This window comes from Streptomyces sp. NPDC041796 (assembly GCF_055590785.1).
In genome coordinates this window covers 1-14,940 of sequence record NZ_JBVJAH010000020.1, presented here as the reverse complement: position 1 = coordinate 14,940, position 14,940 = coordinate 1, and the positions used below count along the sequence as shown (strand labels likewise).

The 14,940-nt window shown below is 73.0% G+C and carries 12 protein-coding genes; 9 read left to right on the top strand and 3 right to left on the bottom strand.

Annotated features, from left to right (window positions below):
• Positions 1–118 precede the first annotated feature (118 nt).
• Complete coding sequence (locus ACZ6C1_RS30945; protein ID WP_469245447.1) at positions 119–919, bottom strand: alpha/beta hydrolase; 801 nt, start codon at positions 917–919, stop codon at positions 119–121.
• Positions 920–1,216: 297 nt separating this feature from the next.
• On the opposite strand from ACZ6C1_RS30945, the gene ACZ6C1_RS30940 reads away from it, so the two are divergent.
• Positions 1,217–1,630, top strand: a complete 414-nt coding sequence (locus ACZ6C1_RS30940; protein ID WP_469245445.1) for a cobalamin B12-binding domain-containing protein — start codon at positions 1,217–1,219, stop codon at positions 1,628–1,630.
• A gap of 308 nt (positions 1,631–1,938) precedes the next feature.
• On the opposite strand, the gene ACZ6C1_RS30935 is transcribed toward ACZ6C1_RS30940, so the two are convergent.
• Positions 1,939–3,567 (bottom strand): DUF5691 domain-containing protein, encoded by a 1,629-nt coding sequence (locus ACZ6C1_RS30935; protein ID WP_469245444.1) that lies wholly within the window; start codon positions 3,565–3,567, stop codon positions 1,939–1,941.
• Between the two features lie 16 nt (positions 3,568–3,583).
• Positions 3,584–4,936, bottom strand: coding sequence for an SWIM zinc finger family protein (locus tag ACZ6C1_RS30930; protein ID WP_469245442.1), 1,353 nt, complete (start codon positions 4,934–4,936; stop codon positions 3,584–3,586).
• Positions 4,937–5,067: 131 nt separating this feature from the next.
• On the opposite strand from ACZ6C1_RS30930, the gene ACZ6C1_RS30925 reads away from it, so the two are divergent.
• From ACZ6C1_RS30925 to sucD, 8 genes are all read left to right on the top strand, one after another.
• Positions 5,068–5,508: an MmpS family transport accessory protein gene (locus tag ACZ6C1_RS30925; RefSeq protein ID WP_469245440.1), complete on the top strand. Its 441-nt coding sequence runs from the start codon at positions 5,068–5,070 to the stop codon at positions 5,506–5,508.
• 132 nt (positions 5,509–5,640) lie between these two features.
• Positions 5,641–6,774 carry an ATP-binding protein gene (locus ACZ6C1_RS30920; RefSeq protein WP_469245585.1) on the top strand — a complete coding sequence of 378 codons (1,134 nt, stop codon included), beginning with the start codon at positions 5,641–5,643 and terminating at the stop codon, positions 6,772–6,774.
• Positions 6,771–9,209, top strand: a complete 2,439-nt coding sequence (locus tag ACZ6C1_RS30915; RefSeq protein WP_469245438.1) for a DUF5682 family protein — start codon at positions 6,771–6,773, stop codon at positions 9,207–9,209. The genes ACZ6C1_RS30920 and ACZ6C1_RS30915 overlap by 4 nt, the downstream gene beginning before the upstream one ends.
• Entirely contained in the window at positions 9,206–10,363 is a 1,158-nt protein-coding gene (locus ACZ6C1_RS30910) for a VWA domain-containing protein (RefSeq protein ID WP_469245436.1), read from the top strand. Before ACZ6C1_RS30915 ends, ACZ6C1_RS30910 begins: the two co-directional genes overlap by 4 nt.
• Before the next feature lie 115 nt (positions 10,364–10,478).
• Positions 10,479–11,360 carry a hypothetical protein gene (locus ACZ6C1_RS30905; protein WP_469245435.1) on the top strand — a complete coding sequence of 294 codons (882 nt, stop codon included), beginning with the start codon at positions 10,479–10,481 and terminating at the stop codon, positions 11,358–11,360.
• A gap of 95 nt (positions 11,361–11,455) precedes the next feature.
• Positions 11,456–12,364 (top strand): hypothetical protein, encoded by a 909-nt coding sequence (locus ACZ6C1_RS30900; protein ID WP_469245433.1) that lies wholly within the window; start codon positions 11,456–11,458, stop codon positions 12,362–12,364.
• Positions 12,365–12,733: 369 nt separating this feature from the next.
• Positions 12,734–13,912 carry an ADP-forming succinate--CoA ligase subunit beta gene (gene sucC, locus ACZ6C1_RS30895; RefSeq protein WP_469245431.1) on the top strand — a complete coding sequence of 393 codons (1,179 nt, stop codon included), beginning with the start codon at positions 12,734–12,736 and terminating at the stop codon, positions 13,910–13,912.
• A gap of 20 nt (positions 13,913–13,932) precedes the next feature.
• Positions 13,933–14,817, top strand: coding sequence for a succinate--CoA ligase subunit alpha (gene sucD, locus ACZ6C1_RS30890; RefSeq protein ID WP_351809359.1), 885 nt, complete (start codon positions 13,933–13,935; stop codon positions 14,815–14,817).
• Positions 14,818–14,940: the final 123 nt, after the last annotated feature.

Sequence of the window (14,940 nt, the reverse complement as noted above, 5' to 3'; positions counted from 1 at the left end):
GACAATCTTCCGTGGGTTTTGGCCCCGGGGGAAACGGGCATTCGGCCGCCTTTCGGCGGAGTGTGGGCAGAGGCTTGGCCCTACGTTCGAGAAGTGTTCGAAGTTTGGTCGGGGTGCGTCAGGCCACGGACGCGGAATCAGATGTTCCGTCGGCCGCCTCGTCGGACTCGAGGACCTGGCGGATGCCCGCCGCGACCGCCGGGTGGACGGGCAGGGCGAGATGGCCGATCCCGGTGACGCGTACGTTCTGCGCGACCAGGTCCGGATGATCTATCCGTGCCGTCTCCACGGGCACCATCCACTGGTCCAGATCGCTCCAGAAGCTGACGAAGCGCGTACGGCAGTGAGGCGCGGGCTCGCTCAACTCCCGCACGACGGACGAGCCCGGACGCATCTGCCGCACCAGCGGGTGCGCGCCCGCGAGCGGCGCGACGGTCGTGCCGGAGTGCGGCGTACCCAGCGTGACCAGGGTGCGTACCCGGTGGTCGCCGCCGAGTCGCTGGACGTAATAGCGGGCGATCAGTCCGCCGAGACTGTGGCCGACGATGTCGACCTCGCGGTGTCCCGTGCGGTCACAGATCTCCTCGATGTGGCGGCCGAGGAGCTCGGCGGCGGCCCGGACGTCACACGTGAGCAGGGAGTAGTTGAGCGACTCCACGTGGCGGCGGCCGTGCCGGACGAGGGACCGGCGCAGCAGCACGAAGACGGAACGGTTGTCCACGAAGCCGTGCAGCAGCACGGTCGGCGGATGCGGACCGCCTGCGACCGGGAGCGGTCGGCGTTCCGGCGCGATGCCGGTGGGGTAGAGGACCAGGTGGCCGGCGAGGATCGCCAGCTCCAGGGCGGTGGCCTTGATCAGCGCGGCGGACAGCCGTAACGGGAAGAAGGGCAGCACTTTCCAGGGCAACAGGACCTTCACGGCCGACCTCCGAACTGGGGTGCCGTCCCGGAGGGTGGTGGCCGTGCGGCCGTATCCCCGCGCCGTGCGGCTGGCGGCACGGTGATACGACGACCTCGTGGCGGCTCCCGTCGCGATCGTCCCGGCTCTCCTGTGGCCTCTGGGCCCGCCCGGTGCGGGTACGACGCGTAGCGAACATGTCCCACGTGTGATTTCCCCCTCGGTATCCACCGCGAAACGGCCGGTTGCGGGATGCTGTCGATAACGTTCGTTCACCTCCCCGGCATATAGGTACGGGGGACGCATGTGGAGGCAGTGATGGGTGTGACCGGTCCGATCCGCGTGGTGGTGGCCAAGCCGGGTCTCGACGGCCACGATCGCGGCGCGAAGGTGATCGCGCGGGCGCTGCGTGATGCCGGTATGGAGGTCATCTACACCGGCCTGCACCAGACGCCGGAACAGATCGTCGACACGGCGATCCAGGAGGACGCGGACGCGATCGGTCTGTCGATCCTGTCGGGCGCCCACAACACGTTGTTCGCCAAGGTGCTCGAGCTGTTGAAGGAGCGCGAGGCGGAGGACATCAAGGTGTTCGGCGGCGGGATCATCCCGGACGCGGACATCGCGCCGCTGAAGGAGAAGGGCGTGGCGGAGATCTTCACGCCCGGCGCGACGACCGCGTCGATCGTGGACTGGGTCAACGCCAACGTGCGCGTCTCCGCCGAGGCGTAACCCTTCACGGGGCTCCCGCCCCGTGTCGCCCGTCGCGGCGAGCCCCGCCCGGGGTCGGCGACCAGGTGCCGGGTGCCCGGTGCCGGGTCCCGGCGCGCCGGCACCCGGGGCTGCCCGCCCGGGCGTCGGTTGGCGTGGGGGCCGCTCCGTGGGGGGTGTCCCGGGCTCTCCTTCGCAAGCTCAGTCGTCTTACGCCCGGAACACCCCCCACTGCGCGTCCCCCTTCCCGGGGCGGGGCGGGGGTGGTTCCGCCGCAGGCCCAGGCGCCCGCCCACCCGGCCCGCGCCACTGGCGTGGGGGCGGAACGGTCAGGTGCTGGGTACCGGGGGCGGAGTCACCGGTAGGAGTTCGGCGTGCATCGCCGCACGCAACCGCAGTGTGGCGACCAGCCGCTGGAACGCCTCCGACCAGTAGCCCCCCGCTCCCGGCGACGCCCCTTCCGGTTCGTCCGGCACGGCGGTCAGAACCTCCAGGCGGTCCGCCTGGCCCGGGTCGAGGCAGCGCTCCGCCAGGCCCATCACGCCGCTGAAGCTCCACGGGTAGCTCCCGGCGTCGCGCGCTATGTCCAGCGCGTCCACCACCGCGCGGCCGAGCGGCTCGGCCCACGGCACCGCGCAGACGCCCAGAAGCTGGAACGCCTCCGACAGCCCGTGCGCCGCGATGAAGTCGGCCACCCAGACGGCCCGTTCACCGCCGGGCAGGATGGACAGGAGTTTCGACCGCTCGGCGAGCGAGGACGTGCCCGGGCCGGTCGCCGGGGGTGTCGTCGGCGGGCCGAGCAGCGCGCGGGCCCAGGCGGGATCCCGCTGCCGGACCGCGGCGCGGCACCACGCGGCGTGCAGCTCGTCCCGCCAGTCGTCCGTGACCGGCAGGGCGACGATCTCCGTGGGCGTACGGCCGCCCAGCCGGGAGGACCAGACGGCGAGCGGGGCGGCTTCCACCAACTGGCCAAGCCACCAGGATCTTTCACCGCGGCCCGTCGGTGGGTCGGGCAGGACGCCGTCGCGCTGCATACCGGCGTCGCATTCGTGCGGGGCCTCGACGGTGACCGCCGCCTCCGCGCCCGTACGGTCCAGGCCCACGCAGCTGGACGCCCGCTCGGCCATGCGCTGGGCGAACGCCGAGTGCGGCAGCGCGGAGAGCAGCTCGGCGGCGGTCGAGCGGACATTGCGGCTGCGGTCGGAGAGCGCCTGCTCCAGGAACGGCTCGTCGGCGTCGGACAGCCCCGTGCGCAGCGAGTCGAGGAACATCAGCCGGTCCTCGGCCCGTTCGGTGGACCAGGTCGAGGCCAGCAGGGATGCCGCGGCGGCCGGGTCGTGCGCCCGTACGGACCCGAGAAGGGCGACCCGCTCGGCGAACAGGCCCTCATCCCACAGCCGCCGCACGGCGTCCTCGTCCGTGGGGTCGGGCAGCGCGGTGCCCGCCGAGGAACCGCGCAGGGCGAACCGCCACTCCGGGTTGAGCCGGGCCAGCCACAGACCGCGCGGCCCGGCGAACGCCAGCGCGGCCGGCCGCAGGTCGGTCCGGGCCCGCGCCGCGTCCAGCAGCGCGGGCAACACGGACGCGGGCGCCCGGTACCCGTGCTCGTTCGCCGCGGCCAGCCACTGCGGGAGCAGCTCCGTGAGGTCGGGCGCCGTGCCCCGGCGGCCGCCGCCGGACGACGTGCCGGAACGGTCGGCGAGTAGCTGGGTGAGCCGGCGCCGGGCCGTGTCGGGCAGTTGTGGCCGCCCGTCGTGCGGCGCCGGCTCGGGCAGCTCGGCGGCGGGTCCCGGCAGCAGGCCCGCCCTGCGCCGCACGGTGTGCAGGGCGGCGGCGTCCAGCAGCGCGACCGGCGTGTCCTTGCCGGGCGCCCCGGCCAGGACGTCTGCGGCGGGCGCGCGACGGTCGGTGCCGAGCAGCGCCGAGGTGACGAGGTCTTCCCAGTGCGTGGTGGTCATCGTGCTCCTCCGTACGTCAGGTCAGCGCGACGGTCTCGGGCGTGTCCGCGGACCAGGCGGTCAGCGGGGTGAAGCCGCGGTGCCCGCACTCGCCGAACACCGTGACCGGACGGCCGCCGGAGAGCGCGGCCAGCCGCCACAGGCCGGGCCGGGCGACCGCGGCCGGGGCGACCGGCAGCGCACCCCCGCCGTCCGCGTCGGCCACCTGCCAGGTGCCGTCCTGCGACGGCACGGGTATGACTCCGGTCAGCGTCACCGGCCAGGAGTCCAGCCACGGGTCGTCCCGCAGTGCCGTGCCGTACGCCGCCAGCCCCTCGGCGACGGACCCGCCCGGTGGTGGCCCCGTGTCCGGCGCGGGTACCGAGAACTGCTCGCCGAGCTCGGCCCGCAGCTGCCCGGCGCCCCCGTACGGCCGGATGTCGGCGTCGATCACCACGCCGACGGGCAGGGCGAGCCCGGGCGCCCGTCCGGCGGCGCCGAAGGAGAGCAGCAGCGCCGTGCGTCCACTGCCCTTTCCGTACAGCCAGACGCGGCGGGTGGTCAGCTTGCCGTCCGAGGTGTCGTACTGGGCGAGGACCGACCAGTGGTCGCGCACGGCCGGACCGTCGGCGGGCGCCGTCAGCCCGACCCTGGTGCGGACCGTCGCGGCCAGCGGCTCCGGCAGCCGCTCGATGTCCAGCCAGGCCCGGTCGAGCAGATGCGTCAGGGAGCATTCCTCCAGCAGCCGCACCGGCCAGCCGGGGCCCGAGCCCGGGATCGCCCCCAGCTCCCGGACCCGCCCGGCCAGGCCGGGCGCCTGAGCGTCGACCATCCGGGCCGCGGTCTCCTCCCACAGCCCGTACCCCGACCGGTCGGCGGCGGCCAGCCCGCCGCGCAGCAGGTCCGCCAGCCGCTGCTCCAACTCCTCGGCGCCCGCGGTGATCCGGGCCGCCCGCTGCTCGGCCCGACGCCGTGCCGCCTCCGGGTCGGCGCTCCTCGAGGGCGGGCCGCCGTCCGCCGCACCCCCTGGCTTCCCCGCCGCGCGGGCTCGGCGGCCCGCCAGCCACTGCTCGGCCCAGTCCGGCACGTCGGAGCCGCGCACGGGGTCACCGCCGGCCGCCCAGAGCAGCAGCAGCCCCAACGCGTGTTTGCACGGGAACTTCCGGCTCGGACAACTGCACTTGTACGCGGGCCCCGTGGTGTCGACGACCGTCTGATACGGCTTGCTCCCGCTGCCCTTGCACAGCCCCCAGACCGCCCCCGAGCCGTCGCTTCCGCCGCCGGACCACGGCCCGGCCGTGCCCAGCTTGCTGCCCGCCCTGCGTGAGGCGTCGTCAGGTGCCAGAGCCAGCACCTGTTCCGCCGTCCAGCGCACCCCCTGCTGATTCATGGGAACGACGGTAGGTGCCACCACTGACAATCGACTCCGACCAGCGGATTCGCCGGAGCCGAACGAGTTGACCCTGCCTTCCCCTTACTGTTTTCTGCCTGTGCCGCAGTCAACTCGCCCGGGGGGTCAGCATGAACCGCATCAGTCGCTCCAGCCGCACCAGTCGCTCCATCGCGTCCGCGCTCGTCGCCGGTGGACTCGTCCTCGGACTCGGAGCCTGCTCCGAGATCAAGGAGGAGGCCGCCAAGCAGGTCGAGAAGGAAGTGAACGAGCCGTACGAGGTGACGTACGAGATCACCGGCAAGGGGATCGACTCGATCGACTACCACGTCGACGGCGGGGACGCGACGACGCCCAAGGTGGAGTCCGTGCAGAAGCCCGCGCTGCCGTGGAAGAAGACGGTGAAGCTCCGCGGTCTGCTGCCGCCCGGCGTGCTGCCGGTCGCGGTCGACCCCGCGGGCGTCGAGATGACGTGCAAGATCGTCTACCAGGGCAAGGTCATCAAGGAGCAGACCGCGAAGGGCATGGCCGCCGCCACCGGTTGCATCGCCGTGTCCCCGGTCGCCGGCTGACCCCGCCGCGACTCCGCAAGTCCACCACGACATCGGCCGTTTCCGCCTCCGAGCTGCGGTGGCGGCCGATTGTCAGTGGCATGGTGCACGGTGGATCCCACACCCGGTCGAACGTGATCTGGAGGGGGATCCATCACCGTGCCCACAACCACCGAAGCCACCGAAGAAGCCACCGGAACATCCCGCGCGGAGGCCCTGCGCCCGCACGCCGAGGAGGCCTTCGCGCACGAACTGAAGGCACTCGCCGCGGCCGACGACCGGCCCCGCCCGGTCCGCTGGCGGCTGTCGCCGTGGGCCGTCGCCACCTATCTGCTCGGTGGCACGCTGCCCGACGGCACCGTGATCACACCGAAGTACGTGGGGCCGCGCCGGATCGTCGAAGTCGCCGTCACCACCCTCGCGACCGACCGCGCGCTGCTCCTGCTCGGCGTCCCCGGCACCGCCAAGACGTGGGTCTCCGAGCACCTCGCCGCCGCCGTCAGCGGTGACTCGACCCTCCTGGTGCAGGGCACGGCCGGCACCCCCGAGGAGGCCATCCGGTACGGGTGGAACTACGCGCAGCTCCTCGCCCACGGACCCAGCCGTGACGCCCTCGTACCCAGTCCCGTCATGCGTGCCATGTCCGACGGCATGACGGCCCGCGTCGAGGAGCTCACCCGCATCCCGGCCGACGTCCAGGACACCCTGATCACGATCCTTTCCGAGAAGACGCTGCCGATCCCCGAGCTCGGCCAAGAGGTCCAGGCGGTCCGGGGGTTCAACCTCATCGCCACCGCCAACGACCGGGACCGGGGCGTCAACGACCTGTCCAGCGCGCTGCGCCGCCGCTTCAACACGGTCGTGCTCCCGCTGCCCGCGACACCGGACGCGGAGGTCGACATCGTGTCCCGGCGCGTCGACCAGATAGGGCGCTCCCTCGACCTGCCCGCCGCTCCCGAGGGCCTGGACGAGATCCGCAGGGTCGTCACCGTCTTCCGTGAACTGCGCGACGGTGTGACGACCGACGGCCGCACCAAGCTCAAGTCCCCGTCGGGGACACTGTCCACGGCCGAGGCGATCTCCGTCGTCACCAACGGCCTCGCCCTCGCCGCCCACTTCGGCGACGGCGTGCTGCGCCCCGGTGACGTGGCGGCCGGCATCCTCGGCGCGGTCGTCCGCGACCCGGCGGCCGACCGTGTCGTCTGGCAGGAGTACCTGGAGACCGTGGTCCGCGAGCGGGACGGCTGGAAGGACTTCTACCGTGCCTGCCGGGAGGTGTCGGCATGACGGGGACCACCGGACCCCTGCTCCTCGGCGTGCGCCACCACGGCCCGGGATCCGCCCGGGCGGTGCGGGCCGCGCTCGACGCCGCCAAGCCACCGGCCGTGCTGATCGAGGGCCCGCCCGAGGGGGACCCCCTCCTGCCGCTCGCCGCCGCCGAGGGAATGAGTCCGCCGGTCGCGCTCCTCGCACACGCGGTGGACGACCCCGGGCGCGCGTCCTTCTGGCCGATGGCCGAGTTCTCCCCCGAGTGGGTCGCCATCCGCTGGGCGCTCGACCACGGCGCTGCCGTCCGCTTCATCGACCTGCCCGCCACCCACACCCTCGCCATGGCGCAGGACCCGACCTGGCGGGACGGCGAGGGCGAGGAGGTGGCCGGGGGCGAACCGGGCGAGGAGCGGCACGGACTGCGCGTCGACCCCATCGCCGTGCTCGCCGAGACCGCCGGGTACGACGACCCGGAGCGCTGGTGGGAGGACGTGATCGAGCACCGTGGCACCGGGTCCGCGCCCAACGGGCCGCCGGGCGCGGGCGACCACGACCCGATCGCCGTCTTCACCGAACTCGCGGACGCCATGGGCGCACTGCGCGAGACGTACGGACACGGCGGGCACGACCGCGACCTCGTCCGCGAGGCCCACATGCGGCTCCAGCTCCGCGCCGCGCGCAAGACGCACGGGGACGGTGTGGCGGTCGTCTGCGGCGCCTGGCACGTGCCCGCCCTCGCCGCGAAGAGCACCGTCGCCGCCGACCGTGCCCTCCTCAAGGGGCTGCCCAAGGTCAAGACGGAGATCACCTGGGTGCCCTGGACACACCGCCGGCTCGCCCGGCACAGCGGCTACGGTGCCGGAATCGACTCGCCCGGCTGGTACGGGCACCTGTTCAGCGCACCCGACCGGCCGGTCGAGCGCTGGATGACGAAGATCGCCGGACTGCTGCGCGACGAGGACCGGATCGTCTCCTCGGCCCATGTCATCGAGGCGGTACGGCTCGCCGGGACGCTCGCCGCGATGCGCGGGCGTCCCCTCGCGGGGCTGACCGAGACGATCGACGCCGTACGTGCGGTGATGTGCGACGGCTCCGACGTGCCGCTCGGACTGATCCAGGACCGGCTGATCATCGGCGACACACTCGGTGAGGTCCCCGAGAGCGCCCCGGCCGTGCCCCTGCAGCGTGACCTCACCCGGCTCCAGCGCACCCTGCGCCTCAAGCCCGAAGCGCTGGAGCGTGAACTCGACCTGGACCTGCGCAAGGACACCGACGCCGCGCGCAGCCGGCTGCTGCACCGGCTGCGGCTCCTCGGGGTCGGCTGGGGAGAACCGGCCGCCGGGCGTGGCAGCACGGGCACATTCCGGGAGAGCTGGCGGTTGCGCTGGGAGCCCGAACTGCACATCAGGGTCGCCGAGGCCGGGGTCTGGGGCACCACCGTGCTCGCCGCAGCCACCGCCCGCGCCGAGTCGGACGCCGTCTCGGCGACCGCGCTCGCCGACGTCACCGCCCTCGCCGAGCGGTGCCTGCTGGCCGGGCTGTCCGACGCGTTGCCCGTGGTGATGAAGGCGCTCGCCGACCGGGCCGCACTCGACGCGGACGTCGGGCACCTCGCCCAGGCCCTTCCGGCGCTGGCCCGCTCCTTGCGGTACGGCGACGTACGGTCCACGGACACGGCCGCGCTCGGCGAGGTCGCCACCGGACTGGCGATGCGGATCTGCGTCGGCCTGCCGCCCGCGTGCACGGGCCTCGACGCGGACGGTGCCGCCGAGATGCGCGGCCACCTGGACTCCGTCCACACCGCGATCCGGCTGCTTCCGCACGCCGGCGACACCACCACCGGCGACACCACCACCGACGACATCACGACCACCGGCATCACGACCACCGGCATCACGACCACCGACATCGCCGGCCGCTGGGCGGGCGTCCTGGGCAAGCTCGCCGAGCGGGACAGCGTGCCCGGCGTCATACGCGGACGGGCCGCCCGGCTGCTGCTGGACGACGGGCGGCTCGCGGAGGACGAGGCCGCGCGGCTGATGGGGCTAGCCCTTTCGCCCGGCACACCGCCCGCCGAGGCGGCCGCCTGGATCGAGGGGTTCGTCGGCGGGGGCGAGGCCAACCCCGGCGGCGGCATGCTGCTCGTGCACGACGAGCGGCTGCTCGGTCTCGTCGACGCCTGGCTCACCGGGGTTCCGGCGGAGGCGTTCACCGACGTACTGCCGCTGCTGCGGCGCACGTTCTCCGCGTACGAACCGGGCGTCCGGCGCACGCTGGGCGAGCTCGTGCGGCGCGGCCCGGCGGGCGGGAGCCCGACACGCGCGGAGGCCGGGCCGCCCGGTTTCGCGCCGCAGCTCGACGAGGCACGGGCGGACGCGGTGCTGCCGCTGCTGCGGCTGCTGCTGGGCACGGACGACAGGGTGAACAACGAACTGCTGGGGGCGGGGAAGTGAGTGACGAGGAGCGGCTGCGGCGCTGGCGCCTGGTGCTGGGCGGGGGAGCGGCCGACGGGACGGGCTGCGCTCTCACGGGCACCGACGCGGCCATGGACGGCACCCTGGCCGCGCTGTACGGGGAGAAGAGCGGCCAGGGCCGCAGCGGGCGGGACCGTTCGGCGGGCCTGGGCGCGTCGGCGCCGTCCGTCGCCCGCTGGCTCGGCGACATCCGGACGTACTTCCCGAGCTCGGTCGTCCAGGTGATGCAGCGGGACGCGATCGACCGGCTCGGTCTGTCGACCCTGCTGCTGGAGCCCGAGATGCTGGAGGCCGTCGAGGCCGACGTCCACCTCGTCGGCACGCTGCTCTCGCTCAACAAGGCGATGCCCGAGACGACGAAGGAGACGGCACGGGCCGTCGTGCGCAAGGTCGTCGATGACCTGGAGAAGCGGCTCGCCACTCGCACCCGCGCCACGCTCACCGGCGCGCTCGACCGCAGCGCACGCATCAGCAGGCCCCGCCACCGGGACATCGACTGGGACCGCACCATCCGGGCGAACCTGAAGAACTACCTGCCGGAGTACCGCACGATCGTGCCCGAGCGGCTCATCGGCTACGGGCGGGCGGCACAGTCCGTGAAGAAGGACGTCGTCCTCTGCATCGACCAGTCCGGTTCGATGGCGGCGTCCGTGGTGTACGCCTCGGTGTTCGGAGCCGTGCTGGCCTCCATGCGGTCCATCGCGACCCGGCTCGTCGTCTTCGACACGGCCGTGGTCGACCTCACCGACCAGCTCGACGACCCTGTGGACGTCCTGTTCGGCACCCAGCTCGGCGGCGGCACGGACATCAACCGGGCCTTGGCCTACTGCCAGTCGCAGATCACGCGCCCGGCCGACACCGTCGTCGTCCTGATCAGCGACCTCTACGAGGGCGGCATACGCGACGAGATGCTGAAGCGGGTGGCGGCGATGAAAGCGTCGGGCGTGCAGTTCGTGGCGCTGCTCGCGCTCTCCGACGAGGGGGCTCCGGCCTACGACCGGGAACACGCGGCGGCGCTCGCGGCGCTCGGCGCACCCGCGTTCGCGTGCACGCCGGATCTCTTCCCGGAGGTGATGGCAGCGGCGATCGAGAAGCGGCCGCTGCCCATACCGGACATGGTGACCCATCAGTAACACGGGACTTGCGCCACCCCGGGATGCTCGTGCGAGCATCAGCGCGACGTACGCGGAAGGCGATGTTCCGCGCAAGGGGAGGAATCCGGACACCGTGACCGCCGCAGCAGCTTTCATGCCTGTTGCCGCTCCGCGCCTCGTGCGCGGGGCGGTGGCGCGGCGTGCGCTGGCGGTCGTGCTGTTCCTCGGGGGTCTGCTGGCCCTGGGATTCCTCTTCGGTGGTCCGGCACACGCGGCGGACCAGGGGTCGTTGGCATCCACGGACCACTCGGCGCGGACGGTCGCCGCCGAACGGCTCCCGGACGGACCGGAGATCGCGCCCCGGACGGCGTCGGCCGCCGGTGACTCCGTCACGGACGCCGTGCACACGGTCGTGGAGGCCGCCGAACCGGTGGCCCGCACCGTGACCGAGCCCGTCGGGGGAACCGTGCGCGAGGTCGCCGAGGCGTTGCCCGCGACGCCGGTGACCCTGCCCTCGGGCCCGGACCGCCCGGCCCTCCCCCTGCCTCCGGCACCCCTGCCGCAGCCCGGCCCGGGCTCGCCGCTCGCACCGCCGGCCGACACGTCCGGGGCTCACGGGGCGGCGCAGGTCATGACGCAGGACGGGCTCACCGTCCCCGAGGCGGCCGACCCGGACGCCGTCGGCCACCAGGGTGCCGCCACCCACCCCTCCACGAGCACCGCGAACCCCACCCCCGCGACGGCCACCGACGCGAGAAGCGCAGGCACCCTCGACGGCACGGACGCCCGTACCGGAGAACGCCGCCCCGCGCTCGCGCACTTCGCCGCGCCGCCGCTGCCCCTGGCGCCCGGCCCGTGCGGCGGTGTCGTCCGGCAGTCGGCCGCCGGCGACGGCGGCACGCCCCGCGCCGGCGACCAGCACGCCGTGGCGTCCTCGGTGGACGCGCACACCGGACCGGTCCGGGGCACCGCCCTGCCGGCGACCGCGGCCCCCACCCAGGACCGCCCCCACAAGATCCTCGAATTCCCCGGCTAGGGCAGGCCTTCCCCCCGCTCATTGACCTGCCGCGCGGGGGCGGGACAGGTCTGCCCGCCGTCTCAAGAACCGAATTCGAAGGATCCGACGCACCCATGCACAAGAACATCCGCCGTTCCATAGCCGTCGCCGCCACCGCCACCGGTATGTGGGCCATCGGCACCGCCGCCGCCAGTGCGGCCGAGGTGCCCGTCTCGGTGCCGCTCTCCACGCCGGACCAGGCGGTCGAGGCCGCCGACACGACCGCCGACAGCGCCACCGCCACGGTCACCACCACCGCCGCGCACACCGCGCCGGTCCAGGACGCCACCCAGCAGATCGCGCAGGAGGTGACCCAGGACGTCCACACCGACGCCCAGTACGCGACCGCGGGCGTCCAGTACGCGACCGCGCAGGTCCAGGGTGTCGGCGCCGACGTCCACAGTGAGGCCGAGGGCGAGATCGACTACCTCTTCGGTCCCCTCTCCGCCTTCGCCCACGAGGTGCAGAGCGACCCCGTCGCCACCGCCACCCCCGTCGCGGACGCGGCCGCCCAGGACGCCCTGCCGCCCGTCGTTTACCGCGCCGTCCACTCCGCCGTGCCCGTCGCGGGCCAGGCGGCCGGCGACGCGGGCGTCCTCGCGGAGGACGTGGTCTCCGACGCGTACCCCTTCGCCGAAGGCGTCGCCTCCGGCATCCAGCCGCTCGCCGGGGGCGTGGCGGGTCAGGTCGCCCCGTTCGCGGACGGTGTCACCGGCTCGGTGCAGCCGCTCGTCCAGGCCGTGGCCGACCAGGTCCAGCCGGTGGTCCAGGGCGTGGGCGGCAGCGCGACCGGCCTGGCGTACGGCGTGGCCGGTGAGGTGGCGCCGTTCGCGGAGGGTGTGACCGGCGAGGTTCAGCCCTTCGCGACCGGCCTGGCGGAGGGCGTGACCGGGGACGTCCAGCCGCTCGCCGGCAACGCCGTCTCCGGCGTGTCGGGGACCGTCGGCACGGTCACCCCGGACTACCTCCCGTACGGCGTGTGACCGAAAGTCCGACAGGAGTCCGACCGGGGTCCCGACCGGGACTCCGACGAGGGTTCCGGCCGGGACTCCGAACAGGGTTCCGGCCGGGACTCCGGCCGGGAGTCTGATCCGGTACGAAATCCGCAGCAACGGGCGGTCTCACAAGCAGTGGGGCCGCCCGTTTGAGGTCCGTGCTTGTGACAGGTATCACCGCTCCGGTGTGAGCTGCGATTTAGGTGCCCCGGTCTCACGGGGATAATCTGCGAGACGGACATGCCGCGTCCACGGACACCGTGTACGCCTCCCTTGTGACAGCGCAGTCACGTTGCCCTCCGCGGCACGCCCACGCAGACAACGGAACCGCGATCACCAGAAAAGGGACGGACGCGCGTGGACCTGTTCGAGTACCAGGCGAGGGACCTCTTCGCCAAGCACGGTGTACCGGTGCTGGCCGGTGAAGTCATCGACACGCCTGAGGCGGCGCGCGAGGCCACCGAGCGACTGGGCGGCCGTTCGGTCGTCAAGGCGCAGGTGAAGGTCGGCGGCCGCGGCAAGGCCGGTGGCGTCAAGCTGGCCGCCACGCCGGACGAGGCCGTCGCCCGCGCGACGGACATCCTCGGTATGGACATCAAGGGCCACACGGTCCACAAGGTGATGATCGCCGAGACGGCACCCGAGATCGCCGAGGAGTACTACGTCTCGTACCTCCTCGACCGCACCAACCGCACCTTCCTCGCCATGGCCTCCGTCGAGGGCGGCATGGACATCGAGGAAGTCGCGGCCACCAAGCCCGAGGCCCTGGCGAAGATCCCGGTCGACGCCAACGAGGGTGTCACCGAGGCCAAGGCCCGCGAGATCGTCGAGGCCGCCAAGTTCCCGGCCGCGGTCAAGGACCAGGTCGCCGAGATCCTGGTGACCCTGTGGAAGACCTTCGTCGCGGAGGACGCCCTCCTCGTCGAGGTCAACCCGCTGGCCAAGGTCGCCGACGGCCGCGTCATCGCGCTCGACGGCAAGGTGTCGCTGGACGCCAACGCCGACTTCCGCCAGCCGGAGCACGAGGCCCTCGAGGACAAGGCCGCAGCCAACCCGCTCGAGGCTGCCGCCAAGGCCAAGAACCTCAACTACGTCAAGCTCGACGGCGAGGTCGGCATCATCGGCAACGGCGCCGGCCTGGTCATGTCGACCCTGGACGTCGTCGCGTACGCCGGTGAGGCGCACGGCGGTGTGAAGCCCGCCAACTTCCTCGACATCGGTGGCGGCGCTTCCGCCCAGGTGATGGCGAACGGCCTGGAGATCATCCTGGGCGACCCGGACGTCAAGTCGGTCTTCGTCAACGTCTTCGGTGGCATCACCGCCTGTGACGAGGTCGCCAACGGCATCGTCCAGGCGCTGAAGCTGCTCGCCGACAAGGGCGAGGAAGTCACCAAGCCGCTGGTCGTGCGCCTCGACGGCAACAACGCGGAGCTGGGTCGCAAGATCCTGTCGGACGCCAACCACCCGCTCGTGCAGCGCGTGGACACCATGGACGGCGCGGCCGACAAGGCCGCCGAGCTCGCGGCTGCGAAGTAAGGGACGAGGTCGGAAACACCATGGCTATCTTCCTGACCAAGGAAAGCAAGGTCATCGTCCAGGGCATGACCGGTGCCACGGGCATGAAGCACACCAAGCTCATGCTGGGTGACGGCACCAACATCGTCGGTGGCGTCAACCCGCGCAAGGCGGGCACGTCCGTCGACTTCGACGGCACGTCCGTCCCCGTCTTCGGCACGGTCGCCGAGGCGATGAAGGAGACCGGCGCCGACGTCTCCGTCCTCTTCGTGCCGCCGGCCTTCGCCAAGGCCGCCGTCGTCGAGGCCATCGACGCCGAGATCCCGCTGGCCGTCGTCATCACCGAGGGCATCGCGGTCCACGACTCCGCCGCGTTCTACGCGTACGCGGTGGAGAAGGGCAACAAGACCCGGATCATCGGCCCGAACTGCCCCGGCCTGATCACGCCGGGCCAGTCCAACGCCGGCATCATCCCGGGCGACATCACCAAGCCCGGCAAGATCGGTCTGGTGTCCAAGTCGGGCACGCTGACCTACCAGATGATGTACGAGCTCCGGGACATCGGCTTCTCGTCGGCCGTCGGCATCGGTGGCGACCCGGTCATCGGCACCACCCACATCGACTGCCTCGCGGCCTTCGAGGCCGACCCCGAGACCGAGCTGATCGTGATGATCGGTGAGATCGGTGGCGACGCGGAGGAGCGGGCGGCCGACTTCATCAAGGCCAACGTCACCAAGCCGGTCGTCGGCTACGTCGCGGGCTTCACCGCCCCCGAGGGCAAGACGATGGGCCACGCCGGTGCGATCGTGTCCGGTTCGTCCGGCACCGCGCAGGCGAAGAAGGAGGCCCTCGAGGCCGCGGGCGTCAAGGTCGGCAAGACGCCGACCGAGACGGCCAAGCTGGCGCGCGCGATCCTCGCGGGCTGAGTACCGGCTGCCTGATCGGCGGGCCCGGGGGGGGGGGGGGGGGGGGGGGGGGGGGGGGGGGGGGGCGTGGGGGGGGGGGGGGGGGGGGGGGGGGGGGGGGGGGGGGTGGGGGGGGAGGGGGGG

What these genes read in the sequence shown, in the direction of transcription:
- ACZ6C1_RS30940 (WP_469245445.1), top strand. Translation starts at nt 1,217, where the DNA reads ATGGGTGTGACCGGTCCGATCCGCGTGGTGGTGGCCAAGCCGGGTCTC.
- ACZ6C1_RS30935 (WP_469245444.1), bottom strand. Translation starts at nt 3,567, where the DNA reads ATGACCACCACGCACTGGGAAGACCTCGTCACCTCGGCGCTGCTCGGC.
- ACZ6C1_RS30930 (WP_469245442.1), bottom strand. Translation starts at nt 4,936, where the DNA reads ATGAATCAGCAGGGGGTGCGCTGGACGGCGGAACAGGTGCTGGCTCTG.
- ACZ6C1_RS30925 (WP_469245440.1), top strand. Translation starts at nt 5,068, where the DNA reads ATGAACCGCATCAGTCGCTCCAGCCGCACCAGTCGCTCCATCGCGTCC.
- ACZ6C1_RS30915 (WP_469245438.1), top strand. Translation starts at nt 6,771, where the DNA reads ATGACGGGGACCACCGGACCCCTGCTCCTCGGCGTGCGCCACCACGGC.
- ACZ6C1_RS30905 (WP_469245435.1), top strand. Translation starts at nt 10,479, where the DNA reads ATGCCTGTTGCCGCTCCGCGCCTCGTGCGCGGGGCGGTGGCGCGGCGT.
- ACZ6C1_RS30900 (WP_469245433.1), top strand. Translation starts at nt 11,456, where the DNA reads ATGCACAAGAACATCCGCCGTTCCATAGCCGTCGCCGCCACCGCCACC.
- sucD (WP_351809359.1), top strand. Translation starts at nt 13,933, where the DNA reads ATGGCTATCTTCCTGACCAAGGAAAGCAAGGTCATCGTCCAGGGCATG.